This is a genomic window from Aestuariivirga sp., from assembly GCF_041738905.1.
Classification (GTDB): Bacteria; Pseudomonadota; Alphaproteobacteria; order Rhizobiales; family Aestuariivirgaceae; genus Aestuariivirga.
In genome coordinates this window covers 23,257-35,548 of the sequence record NZ_JBGSOZ010000112.1, presented here as the reverse complement: position 1 = coordinate 35,548, position 12,292 = coordinate 23,257, and the positions used below count along the sequence as shown (strand labels likewise).

Genomic DNA, 12,292 nt, shown 5'->3' with positions numbered 1-12,292 from the left:
TAAAAACCGTTTGCATAAATCTGAATTCAAGGCATGATCTGCTCCTGAACAGGGCGGAAAAACGTGTCTCTCAAAGGGACCAACCAGGAATTCGGGCGGCCTTACAACCGGCGGATCGTTCTTGAAACGATCCGGCAGCACGGGCCCATCGAGCGTGGCGACATCGCCCGCCGCGTTGGACTCACGGTCCAGACGGTCGCCAACATCATCCGCGAACTGGAAGAACTCGACTTCGTGACGGGTGCCCGCGCCCAGCCCAAGGGCCGTGGCTCTCCTGCGACCAGCCTCAGCATCAATCCCTCCGGTGGTTACACGATTGGTGTTCACGTCGCGCAGTTCAAGCTCGAAGCCGCCGTTGTCGACCTCTCGGGCAACATTGCCACCGTCATCGCGCGCGATATCAGTACCGACAATCCCGAGACCGCTTTCGATGCCATCGGTGCCATGATCCGCGAACTGGCCGCCAGCAGGGAAAAGCAATTGCTCGGCGTTGGCCTTGCCATGCCCGGCCCCTTCGATGTCGACCAGATGAGCTTCATCGGCCCGACCACGCTCGAGGGCTGGCGCGGGTTTCCTGTGGCGCAGCGCCTTGCCGAAGTCTCGAACGTCCCTTCCTTCATCGAAGCCGACAGCGCGGCGGCGGCACTGGGCGAAAGGCTGCATGGCGCGGGCAAGGCCTTCCGCGACTTCTTCTATCTCTACTTCGGCATCGGGCTTGGCGGGTGCATGGTGCATGACGGCGAAGCGCTGCGCGGCGCCTTCCGCAACGCCGGCGAAATCGGCCACGTGCCTCTGATCCCCGATGGCGAGCCCTGTGCTTGCGGCAACAATGGCTGCGTGGAACGCTACGTGTCGCTGGAATCCTATTACCGCAGGAGGCCCGTGGTCGGCCGCGAGGGATGGATCGCCGAGGCCGCGCCCGTGTTCAGGCGCACCATCGCCACCATCGAGAACCTCTTCGATCCGGAGACCATCATTGTCGGCGGAATTGCGGAAGACGAGTTGCTCGACGGACTGATCGCCGCCGCAACGCCGCTGCTGAGTTCGGTGTCGCAGAGAAACGGCCGCAAGGTGCCGCGCATCCTGCGCTCGGCGAGCGGGCATGACGCGGTGTTGAAAGGTGCGGCGGCCTTGGCGCTCTCAGGCGTGCTCTCGCCGCGCTTTGGCATCATGTTCAAGGATGCCGACCGGACCGACACCGACCCGACCTTCGCAAGGAGCCGCGTGGCATGAGTTTCGAGACCCTGCTCGACCTTCAGGATATCCGCATGAACTTCGGCGCCATCGAGGCGCTGCGCGGCATCAGCTTCACCGTGGGCAAGGGCGAAGTGGTGGCGCTTCTCGGTGACAACGGCGCGGGCAAGTCGACGCTTGTCAAGATCATTTCAGGCGGCCTGAAGCCAACAGCGGGGCGCATGATGTTCGAGGGCAACGAACGCGCCTTTGCGTCGCCAGCGGAGGCCAAGGCGGAAGGCATCGAGACCGTCTACCAGGACCTCTCGCTCTGCACCAATGTCGATGTCGTCGGCAATTTCTTCATGGGCCGCGAGATTGTGAAGAAGTATTTCGGCATTCCCGTGCTGCAGGAAAAGGAAATGGAAAAGGTGGTGGCCGATGCCATGGCCCATGCCGGCACCCGCATCCCCTCGCTTCGCACCAATGTCGAATATCTCTCGGGCGGCCAGCGCCAGGCGATCGAACTCAACCGCTTTGCCCATTGGGGCGGCAAGCTGGTGCTGCTCGACGAGCCCTTCGCGGCCTTAGGGGTGGAGCAGACGCGGCGCGGCCTCGACATGATCAAGCGCATTGCCGCGCAGGGGATCGGCGTCATCATCATCACACACATCATGACCCAGGCCTTCCAGGTGGCTGACCGCATCGTGGTCATCCGTCAGGGAAAAGTCGCGGGCGACGTCGCGGCGAAAAAGACCAGCCCCGACGAGGTCGTCCGCATGATCACCGGCGAGTCCATGATCGGAACCGCCCAAGAAACGAGGCCGAACGGCCCATAATGTCCAACCAAAGCAAAAGGAGACGTCCATGAACCGCATCCGCAGACTTCTGACTGCGTCCATCGCCATCGCGGCGGTGGGCCTCGTCAGCCCGGCCTTCGCCCAGTCGAAGGGCAAGATCTATTACATGGTGCCGACACTGCTGGACGAGTTCCAGACCGAGTCGGTCTCCTCGCTCACCAAGTTCCTGGGCGATGTCGGTTATGAGGTCGTGACGCTCAATGCCGACAACAAGACCGACCTGCAGCAGAGCCAGATGAACGACACCATCCTGCTCCAGCCCAAGGCCATCGTGCTCGCAGCCGTTGACTTCAACGCGCTCGTGCCCTCGATCGAGAAGGCACGCGCCGCAGGCATTCCGGTGATCCAGTTCGACCGCCAGATCAAGTCGACCATGTCGGACTTCACGTCCGTCGCCGGAACGGTCGAGATCGGCTACGTCGCAGCGGGTGAGGCCGAGCGCATGCTGAAGGAGAAGAACGGGTCCGTGAAGGGCAAGATCCTCCAGGTGCTGGGCGATCCGGCAGATCCCTACACGCTCGACATCCAGCAGGGCTTCGAGGAAAAGATGAAGGCCTTCCCTGACGTGCAGATCATTTCGCTGCCAGCCATGCAGTGGGAAGCGTCGAACGCCGGCACCATCGTCTCTGACCAGATCGTTGCCAATCCCGACATCGACCTGATCTTCCTCCATGCGGCGCATCTCTCGGTCGCGGCCGTGGCGGCACTCGAAGCCAAGGGCAAGAAGCCCGGCGACGTGATGCTGATGTCGTCCAATGGCGCACCCGTCGGCCTTGACCTGATCCGCAAGGGCTGGCTCAATGCCGAAGTCGAACAGCCGCTCTATGCGCAGTCGGCTGCCGTGGCGATGTTCGCCGACAAGGTGGTGAACAAGCAGGAGATCAAGCCCGGCACCTACAATGTGCTGGGACTTGAATCGACGGTGACGATCGAAACCTGGGGACCGAACATCAAGATCCCCGGCGCCGCGATCACCAAGGCGAACGTCGATGAACCGCGCTTCTGGGGCAACCTGAAGGCGCCCACCGACAAGATCACACCGGTGGAATAACGAGCAAGGTTCCGACTCCTCCGGCCGTCATCCCGGCGAAAGCTGGGGCGGCGGCCGGAGACCAGCAATTGAACTTCATCTGGACTCCCCATGACATCTCCCCGCCAGCGGGCCATTGCCGAATTCGTGCTCGACCATCTCGTCTGGTTCATGCTGGCGGTGGTGCTGATCATCTTTTCCATCTTCGTGCCGAACTTCTTCCAGATCGGCATCTTCGCGAACATCGTGGAGCAATCGACCTTCGTGGGCGTGATGGCAATCGGCCTCGCCATCGTCATCATCGCGGGCCACATGGACCTGTCGGTTGAATCGACTGCGGCGCTGGCCGCCATGGTCACCGGCATACTGTTCTGCTCGCGCGGCATCGGCATCGGGCTGACGCTGACGCCCGAATGGCTGGTGCTGCCGCTCTCGCTGTTGCTGGCGCTGGCCGTTGGCGGCATCATCGGGTTGCTCAACGGCTTCTTCGTCATCCGCCTCAAGATGAATGCCTTCATTGTGACGCTGGCATCCTACATCTGGGTGCGCGGCCTTGTCGTTGCCTTGTCCGGCGGCCGCTCCGCGCAGGACATGGATCCGGCACTTCGTTTCATCGGTATCCAGCACTTTGTCTTCATACCGCTCATTGCCTGGATCGCCATTGCCTGTTTCGTGGTCTTCTCCTTCATTCTGGGGCGTACGCCGTTTGGCCGCCATGTCACTCTCGTCGGCGGGAATGCTGTCGCCGCATTTCGCGCCGGCATCAAGGTTGACCGGCTGATGTACATTGCCTTCATCATTGCCGGAGCAGTCGCCGGTCTTGCCGGCTGGCTTCTGGCCATTCGCACCAGTGGTGCCACCGCCAATCTCGGCACCGGCATGCTGTTCAATGCATTTGCCGCCGTCGTCATTGGCGGCGTCAGCCTGAAAGGCGGCGTCGGAAAGTTGCCGGGTGTCTATGCCGGTGTGCTGCTGCTGTCCTCCATTCACACGGCGATCAACCTGATGGGCCTTCCAGCCCACTATACTCAGGTGATCCTCGGCCTGCTAGTGCTGGCCGCCGTGCTGCTCGACACATTGAAACTCCAGATCCGCCAGAGGTTCGCATGACGGCCAGACTAGAAGGCAAAGTGGCGCTGGTCATCGGCGCCGCACGCGGCATCGGCGAGGGCATCGCCGAGCGCTTCGTGGAAGAAGGAGCCAGGGTCGTCATCGCCGATACAGAGGTGGACGCCGGCAAGGAAACCGCAAAGCGCCTGAACGGCCTCTTCATCGAGACCGACATCTCGCGCTTCGACCATGCGCAGCGCGCGGTCGAGACGGCACTCGACGGCTTCGGCGCTCTCGACGTTCTCGTGCAGAACGCCGGCATCTACCCATGGACGCTGATCGAGAACACATCCCCGGAAGAATGGGACAAGGTGCTCGCCGTCAACCTGAAAGGCACATTCCTCGCCGCGCGCGCCGCGCTGCCGCACATGAAGGCAAAGCGCTCAGGCCGCATGATCTTCACGTCCTCCATCACCGGGCCGCGCGTGACCAGCCCTGGCCACGGCCACTATTCCGCCAGCAAGGCCGGCATCAACGGCTTCATCAAGTCGGCGGCGCTGGAGTTTTCCAGCTACGGCATCACCGTCAACGGCATCGAGCCCGGCAACATCCTCACCTCGGGCATGAAGATGCACCGCTCGGAAGCCTTCATCAAATCCATGGAAGTGGCCGTGCCGCTGGGCCGCCTCGGAACGCCGCGCGACATTGCAAACGCAGCTCTCTTTCTGGCCTCCGACGATGCCTCCTACATCACCGGGACAACGATCATCGTCGATGGCGGACAGACGCTGCCAGAGGGTGCGGACTTCAGGATCAACCCGGATTGAAGCGATAGTGGCCTGTGACGGGATAACGTCCCAGCACATCTTCCCGCTGCGCGCCGCCGCCGATGTTATGCACCAGCAGCGGGCGTGAGCCATCGTCGCTCAGCGTGAAACTCGCGATGCCGATATGCGGCAAGTTGCCGGGAAGCATCATGGTGACGAGATCACCCGGCCTGACATCTTCGGTATCGCGTTTGGCACCCTTCAGCTTGAGATAAGTCTGCAGGTTGGGCACGCGACGATGGTCGATATTGCGGTCGGGCCGCTTCAGGCCCCAGTGCTTCGGGTATGCGGAGAATCGCGCCGACATGTCGTCATGCACCGCCTTCTGCAGGTCGAAGCTCAAGCCCTTGCGATAGGCGCGGATGACGACATCGGTACAGACGCCGCGATCTTCCGGCACATCGCCGCCCGGATAGGTAAGCTTCACATAGGCGGGGTCGTAATGGATCGTGCGCCCGATCTGCGCTTCTGCGGCCTCGACCAACTTCTCCTGCCAGGACGCGGCGCGAACCGGCGTGGCGATGAGCGCAAGCGATGAGGCGAGGAACAGGCGGCGTGTGATCATGCGGCCCACTCCGCCACGCCAATGCGGCGGCATTGCGGAGATCAGGCGGGGCGGAAATCAGGCGGGCTCCACGGTCACGAACACTTCGTTGTAGGCCGGCTGCCCCGCTGGCGACCAGCGCGATGGGGTGAGCAGGTTCATGGCGGCAAGCGGCTTGTCCTGCTCCCACCATTTTCCCTCCATCGTCGCCACGCCGGGCCGCACGGCATCGCTGACCTTCAGCACGAGTTCGAGTGCCTCGCCTCCGGACTTCACCGCGACACGGCTGCCCTGCACCAGTCCCAGCCGCGCTGCGTCGCCTGCGTTGAGCGTGATCACAGGCTGGCCCTGCGAAGCCTGATGGCGCGGCATGTTGGCGAAGGTGGAGTTGAGAAAGTAATGCGACTTCGGGTTCAGCAATTGCAGCCGCGCTCCATTAGCTCGGGGCGGCGCCACGATCGAACCATCGGAAATGCGCAACCGCTCTTTCAACGGTGTCGCAGGAAGACGCGGCGCAGGCGATTTCCGCCAGCCTCCGCGTGCGAGATCGTCGAGCGACCAGCCCTCGGGAAGTGCGGAGGCAGCGATCTCCTCGTCGGTTTCCTTCAGTGCCGGATGATCGAGCCCCAGCTTCTCGCCAAGCCCGCGCATGATGGCACCACCGCTGCGCGCCTCACCCAGCGGCGCAATGGTGGGCGTGTTCGCCAGAACATAGTGGTGGCCCCAGGCGCCCTGCACGTCGAAATGCTCGAACTGCGTGGTGGCAGGCAGCACGATGTCGGCAAGGATCGCCGTGTCGGTGAGAAAGTGATCGGCCACCACCGTGAACAGGTCATCCCGCATCAGCCCGCGCTTCACGCGGGGCGCATCGATCTGTGTCGCCGCCGGATTGGCCGACCATACCATCAGGCCTTTGACGGGAGGCGTTGCGCTGTCGAGATGTACCCCGAGTCTTGCGATGTCGAGGGACCGCGGGTTGCCCGGAACAAGATCGGGACGGGCCGCCTGTGCCTCGTTCATCTCGGGCATCGACAGGATCGACAATCCCCCGCCCCTGTGGCGCCAGTGGCCGCCCAGAATGGCAAGCGCCGAAAGCTCGCGCACGAAGGCCTCGCCGTTCTCGGCCTGCTGCGGCGCGATGCCGGCACGAATGAGTGCCGGGCTGGCGCTGGCGAAGGCCTCAGCCAAAATTTCTATCTCGTTGGCTGTCAGCCCGGTCGCTTCCGCTGCCGCAGGGAAGGTCCACGGTGCGACGCTCGATTTGTAAGACTCAAGATCTTCCACCCAGAGCGCCGCCAACTCGAGATCGGCACGCCCTGTTTCAAGCAGATGCCGCCCGATTGCCGCCGCCAGAATGGCATCGGTGCCCGGCAGCGGTGCCAGGTGCATGTCGCATTGCCTCGCGGTCCGCGTGCGGCACGGGTCGATGGCGATAACTTTCGCGCCACGCTTTCGGGCTTCCTCGATGAAATGCCACTGGTGATGGCAGGTCGAGAGCACGTTCTGCCCCCACAGGATGACGAGCTTTGCGTCGGGCGTCTCCTCCGGATCGACGCCGATGGGATGCCCCTCGATCAGAAGCGAGATGGCCGAGACGGAGCAGACGCCGCCGGTCTGGCGGCTGGCGCCCAGCGCATGGAAGAGGCGCGCCAGTGCCAGCCGCTGCACCACGCCTTGCGTGCCGAGATAGGAAAACGGCATCAGGGCTTCCGCCCCATGCTCGGCAATGATCGCCTTGAAGCGGGAGGCAATCTCATCCAGTGCCTCGTCCCACGAGATCTGGGTGAACTGGCCGGAGCCCTTTGGCCCTGACCGCCGCAGCGGATGCAGCAGCCGGCCGGGTGCGGTGAGTCTCGCCTCGTAGTCCTTCACCTTGGCGCAGAGCACGCCGCGCGTGACGGGATGGTCCTTGGCGCCTTCCACTTTCACCACGCGGCCATCTTCGACATGCGCCACCCAAGCGCAACTGTCCTGGCAATCGAGCGGGCAACACCCTTTGACCTGCATGGCTTCTCCCCGTTTCCGGCCCCCTGTCCCAGACGCGAGCATCCGCCGTTTTCCGCCTCCCTGTAAAGACCCGGCCTGCAAACCTGCCATGCCGCGGCATGCCGGGGTTTGACTTGGACCCCCAAGTCGCTAAATACGCCCCAAAATCCATCTCACCCGAAGGCGAACACCCGATGGCCAAGCCGCGCACGCTCTATGACAAGATCTGGGACGATCATCTGGCCCATGAAGCCGAGGACGGCACCTGCCTGCTCTATATCGACCGCCATCTCGTCCATGAAGTGACGAGCCCGCAGGCTTTCGAGGGCCTGCGCATGACTGGCCGCAAGGTGCGCCACCCGGAGAAGACGCTGGCCGTTGTCGACCACAACGTGCCGACGACCGACCGCACCAAGGGCATCGCCGAGCCCGAAAGCCGCATCCAGGTCGAGACGCTGGCCGCCAACGCCAAGGAATTCGGCATCCTCTATTTCCATGAGCGCGACAAGCGCCAGGGCATCGTCCACGTGGTCGGCCCCGAGCAAGGCTTCACCCTGCCCGGCACAACCATCGTCTGCGGCGACAGCCATACGTCCACGCATGGCGCTTTCGGGGCGCTGGCCCATGGTATCGGCACCTCCGAAGTGGAGCACGTTCTGGCCACCCAGACGCTGATCCAGAAGAAGGCCAAGAACATGCTGGTGCAGGTCGATGGCAAGCTGCCGAAGCATTCGACCGCCAAGGACATCATCCTCGCCGTCATCGGCGAGATCGGCACCGCGGGCGGCACCGGCTCGGTGATCGAGTTCGCGGGCGAAGCGATCCGCGACCTTTCCATGGAAGGCCGCATGACCGTCTGCAACATGACGATCGAGGGCGGTGCGCGCGCTGGCATGATAGCACCCGATGAAAAGGCCATCGCCTATTTCGAGGGCCGCCCCATGGCGCCCAAGGGCGAGGCGTGGGACAAGGCCAAGGCCTATTGGCAGACGCTGCGGACGGACGAAGGCGCGCATTTCGACCGCGTGGTGACGCTCGATGCCGCCTCCCTGCCGCCCATCGTCTCGTGGGGAACCTCGCCTGAAGACGTCGTCTCGATCGGCGGCGTCGTTCCGAACCCCGACGACATCGCGGATGAGGGCAAGCGCCAGTCGAAGTGGCGGGCACTCGAATATATGGGCCTCAAGCCCGGCACGAAGATGACCGACATCGAGCTCGACGTCGTGTGGATCGGCTCGTGCACCAATGGCCGCATCGAAGACCTGCGCAATGTGGCGAAGGTCGTCGAGGGCAAGAAGATCGCCGGCAATCTCGCCTACGCGATGATCGTTCCGGGTTCCGGCCTCGTGAAGGAACAGGCGGAAGCCGAAGGCCTGCACAAGATTTTCCTCGCCGCCGGCTTCGAATGGCGCGAGCCCGGCTGCTCCATGTGCCTCGGCATGAACCCCGACCAGCTGAAGCCCGGCCAGCGCTGCGCCTCGACCTCGAACCGCAACTTCGAAGGCCGCCAAGGCTACAAGGGCCGCACACACCTGCTCTCGCCAGAGATGGCCGCAGCGGCAGCGCTCGCGGGCCGGTTTGTCGACGTTCGCAAGAACGGCTGAAACCATTCAAGACGTTCCTGCCGTGCGGGAACGTCCAATACTCTTGTCACAATCGTTTTCGTCAACCCTGGGGATTGGGTGGAACCGAAGTGACTCCGCAGGAATTGGACAAATACGTCACCAGATTGTGACGCACATCATTAATGGTTGATGAACTTTTCGTTAGGCTTTATGTCACCGGCGTGGCGTTAAGGTGATTCCTGCGTCAAGAGCAGCGCCACAATTTTATGGGGGTTTAAGTGGGTACGACAGTTCAGGCGGATGCAAAGTTTCTCCGCCGCATATTTTTGGGTCTCGTGTTCCTGACGCTGGTGACCGGCGGCATGGCTGGCCTGACGACCGTGCAGGCCATGAGCGGCACGAGCTCTTGCGTGATGTTCTGTCAGTAACGCGCTGACCATGGCGGAACACAGGCTTTCTGGCCTTTCCGCCCCGACCCTCTCCGACATCGAAGAATTGGCCGCCGAAGCCTTCGCAGCGCTCCCCGAGGCTTTTCGCGCGCTCTGCGGCGACATCGTGATCGCCGTGCAGGACTTTCCGGACAAGGATGTCCTGGACGAGATGAACGCCGGGGAGTTCGACCTTCTGGGGCTGTTCCACGGCGTGGGCCTCGCGCATGACGCCGCGTCGCCCGAAACCGGGCGCATGCCCAACATGGTTTTCCTCTATCGCCGTGCCATTCTCGACTACTGGGCCGAGCATGACGAGACGCTGGGCGCCATCGTCACCCATGTGCTGGTGCATGAGATCGGTCATCACTTCGGCCTCTCCGACGAAGACATGTACGCCATCGAGGATCAGGTGAAGTGAGCCGCGAGGACGACGCGAAGCGCGACCTGCGGCGGCTTGAGAACGAGCGCGAGAAACTCTTCCACGGCTCACCCACGTCGGGCGACAATGACAATGATCCGATGGAAATCCTCGGCAAGCGCATCGCCCGCATCCTGGGGCCGCTTCTTGCCGCGGGGCTGCTGCTCTATCTGCTCGCCACATATTGGCCACGAGGCTGAAACGACACTGACATGCCCGTTGCGCCTGCGTTCAGGTGCATACCGCTAGAAGCGGGGCACACTCTGAAAGGGAGCCAAACCATGAAATCCTCAGTGATCGCCATCCTTATCCTCGCTGCCACCGCACTTCCCGCCGCCGCGGGCACAGCGCCCGTCACGTCGAAGCTGTCGCCCGCCACCGCCGCTGCCTCATGTGAAGCACTCGGCGCCAATGGCGCCACGTTGACATCTGGCTGCGTGAACACGGTGACTGGAGGCGCCGTCACCTGCTCCGGCGGTCAGTGCACGGACTATTTCGCCGATCCGCGCTACGGCAAGATCAAGGCGCTGCTCGACGCCGACCGCGCGCAGCCGCAAAAGCAGCCGCTCTGACGCTGCTCCAACGCCTTGAGGACACGCGCAACGCAATACGCAACGCGTGTCCTCAAACTATTCCGGCAATTCGATCGGCTTCAGCTTCTCGAACAGGTCGCCGGGACCGGGATTGTCCGTCGGGCTCTTGCCTCCCAGGTGGTGCATGATGCCCCACACGGCATTGAGCGAGGTCTGCACCGCGCCCTCCACCCAGCCGGGCGTCCATGACACGCCATCGCCCGCCATGAAGATGCCGCGCTCGTGGGCGGGCATTTCATCCTGCATGAAGTGGCAATACATGCGGCGATTGTAACGGTAGTGTCCGGGCAGCGCTCCCTTGAAGGCGCCAAGGAAATTGGGGTCCGACTCCCATGAGACCGTGATCGGATCGCCGATGATGTGGCTGGCGAGATCGAGGTTCGGATAGATCTTCGCAAGCGACTCGAGGCAAAGCTTCACGCGGTCCTCCGGCGTCTCGGGAAGCATCTTCAGCGCATCGCTCATCCATGAATAGGAGAGGCAGATGACGCCCGGCTTGTCGTCGCCATTGTCGAACAGGTAGGTGCCGCGCGTCAGCCGGTCGGTGAGCGTCTGGCTCATCAAGTCGCGGCCCGTCGCCGGGTCCTTGTCCTTCCAGAATGGCCGGTCGACCATCACGAAGGTCTTTGACGACTGCATGTAGCGCGTGCGGTCGAGCGCCATCCAGAGCTTGGGCGAGAACAGGTTTTCCTCCACCTCCATGTTGGTGGTGAGAACCCAGCTCTGCACGGTGACGAGGCAGGCCTCGAAGGATTTCGTGTGGCCCCAGCGGTCGGTGACTGAAATCCTGCCGTCACTATCACGCGAGATCCGCCGCGCGGCGGGCCGTGTCGCGCCGCTGTGCAGGCTGGCGAGGCTGGTGCCTTTGGGCCAATGTGCCATGTTCTCTGGCGACATATGCCACAGGCCACGGGGCACCTGCTCAACGCCGCCCACCATGAAGCGCTGGTTCTCGTCGCAGTCGGTGCAGACCACGCGGAGAATTTCCAGCATCGAGTTGGGAAAATCCGAATCCCAGCCGCCGGTGCCGAAGCCGACCTGCCCGAACACCTCGCGGTGACGGAACGACTTCTGCCCGAAGGCATAGGACGTGGCGACGAAGTCATAGAAGGTGCGGTCGTCCCAAATCGGCACCAGCCTGTTCCAGATCTCCTTCACCCGCGCCGTGTCGCGCTCGCGCACTGCCTGGCGCAACTCGGTAAATGCGGCGCCTTCTTCCAGCGCCTTCGACCAGCATTCCTGGATTTCCTTGAAGAAGGGCGGTAGCTGGTCGGGGCGCTCCACATAGATCGTCTCGCCCTCGAGATCGATCACGGTGGAGTTCGAAGCCGGGTGCGCGAGCGGGTTGGGGAACGGTTTCGAGTCGATTCCCAGCATGTTCACGTAATGATAGAAAGCCGTGGAAGACTCCGGAAATCGCATGCCGCCCAGTTCCGCGATGATGCCCTCGGCCCCCTCGAAGGGCTGCGAGCGGAGCCTGCCGCCAATGCGGCTCGCCTCGTAGATGACGGGTTTCAGCCCCATCTTCATCAGTTCATGGGCGGCCGCCATGCCGGCCATTCCGGCTCCGATGATGGCCACCTCGGCCCCCAGCACGTGCGGTGGAACCGAGCCAAGCCCGGACGGGTGCTTCAGCCAGTCGTCGTAGGCGAAGGGAAAGTCCGGCCCGTACATGGTGATGGGTTTCGACGTGTCGGCTTCGGGAAGAAACAGGTGGGAAGGGGCGGACATGGCTTTCCGGTCTCCGGCGCAAGGGTTGCGCAGGGAGAACTCTAGCCCGATTACAAGGCCTCCGTCATGGGCTAGGTTGAACGG

General features: G+C 63.0%; 13 protein-coding genes. 10 read left to right on the top strand and 3 right to left on the bottom strand.

Annotated elements, in window-relative coordinates; all coding sequences use genetic code 11:
• Positions 1-63: 63 nt before the first annotated feature.
• From ACEW8Q_RS09650 to ACEW8Q_RS09630, 5 genes are all read left to right on the top strand, one after another.
• Complete coding sequence (locus tag ACEW8Q_RS09650; RefSeq protein WP_373503841.1) at positions 64-1,233, top strand: ROK family protein; 1,170 nt, start codon at positions 64-66, stop codon at positions 1,231-1,233.
• Positions 1,230-2,012 carry an ATP-binding cassette domain-containing protein gene (locus ACEW8Q_RS09645; RefSeq protein WP_373503840.1) on the top strand — a complete coding sequence of 261 codons (783 nt, stop codon included), beginning with the start codon at positions 1,230-1,232 and terminating at the stop codon, positions 2,010-2,012. Before ACEW8Q_RS09650 ends, ACEW8Q_RS09645 begins: the two co-directional genes overlap by 4 nt.
• Before the next feature lie 28 nt (positions 2,013-2,040).
• On the top strand, positions 2,041-3,084 hold the full coding sequence (locus tag ACEW8Q_RS09640) for a sugar ABC transporter substrate-binding protein (RefSeq protein WP_373503839.1): 1,044 nt from the start codon (positions 2,041-2,043) through the stop codon (positions 3,082-3,084).
• A 90-nt stretch (positions 3,085-3,174) separates the two neighbouring features.
• Positions 3,175-4,173, top strand: coding sequence for an ABC transporter permease (locus tag ACEW8Q_RS09635; protein WP_373503838.1), 999 nt, complete (start codon positions 3,175-3,177; stop codon positions 4,171-4,173).
• Complete coding sequence (locus tag ACEW8Q_RS09630) at positions 4,170-4,940, top strand: SDR family NAD(P)-dependent oxidoreductase (protein WP_373503837.1); 771 nt, start codon at positions 4,170-4,172, stop codon at positions 4,938-4,940. Before ACEW8Q_RS09635 ends, ACEW8Q_RS09630 begins: the two co-directional genes overlap by 4 nt.
• Here ACEW8Q_RS09630 and ACEW8Q_RS09625 read toward each other — a convergent pair.
• Entirely contained in the window at positions 4,927-5,505 is a 579-nt protein-coding gene (locus ACEW8Q_RS09625; protein ID WP_373503836.1) for a DUF1287 domain-containing protein, read from the bottom strand. The genes ACEW8Q_RS09630 and ACEW8Q_RS09625 overlap by 14 nt on opposite strands.
• Positions 5,506-5,562: 57 nt before the next feature.
• Positions 5,563-7,491: a molybdopterin-dependent oxidoreductase gene (locus ACEW8Q_RS09620; RefSeq protein WP_373503835.1), complete on the bottom strand. Its 1,929-nt coding sequence runs from the start codon at positions 7,489-7,491 to the stop codon at positions 5,563-5,565.
• Positions 7,492-7,664: 173 nt separating this feature from the next.
• Here ACEW8Q_RS09620 and leuC point away from each other — a divergent pair, with 173 nt between their 5' ends.
• The 5 genes from leuC (at position 7,665) to ACEW8Q_RS09595 (ending at position 10,456) form a co-directional block, all read left to right on the top strand.
• Positions 7,665-9,074: a 3-isopropylmalate dehydratase large subunit gene (gene leuC, locus ACEW8Q_RS09615; protein WP_373503834.1), complete on the top strand. Its 1,410-nt coding sequence runs from the start codon at positions 7,665-7,667 to the stop codon at positions 9,072-9,074.
• A 239-nt stretch (positions 9,075-9,313) separates the two neighbouring features.
• A complete protein-coding gene (locus tag ACEW8Q_RS09610; RefSeq protein ID WP_373503833.1) occupies positions 9,314-9,463 on the top strand; it encodes a hypothetical protein in 150 nt (49 codons plus the stop codon).
• 10 nt (positions 9,464-9,473) lie between these two features.
• Positions 9,474-9,884, top strand: coding sequence for a metallopeptidase family protein (locus ACEW8Q_RS09605; RefSeq protein WP_373503832.1), 411 nt, complete (start codon positions 9,474-9,476; stop codon positions 9,882-9,884).
• Complete coding sequence (locus tag ACEW8Q_RS09600; RefSeq protein ID WP_373503831.1) at positions 9,881-10,084, top strand: hypothetical protein; 204 nt, start codon at positions 9,881-9,883, stop codon at positions 10,082-10,084. The genes ACEW8Q_RS09605 and ACEW8Q_RS09600 overlap by 4 nt, the downstream gene beginning before the upstream one ends.
• Before the next feature lie 81 nt (positions 10,085-10,165).
• A complete protein-coding gene (locus ACEW8Q_RS09595; RefSeq protein WP_373503830.1) occupies positions 10,166-10,456 on the top strand; it encodes a hypothetical protein in 291 nt (96 codons plus the stop codon).
• Between the two features lie 57 nt (positions 10,457-10,513).
• Here the strand turns inward: ACEW8Q_RS09595 and ACEW8Q_RS09590 are convergent, their stop codons facing one another.
• Entirely contained in the window at positions 10,514-12,208 is a 1,695-nt protein-coding gene (locus tag ACEW8Q_RS09590) for a flavin monoamine oxidase family protein (RefSeq protein ID WP_373503829.1), read from the bottom strand.
• Positions 12,209-12,292: the final 84 nt, after the last annotated feature.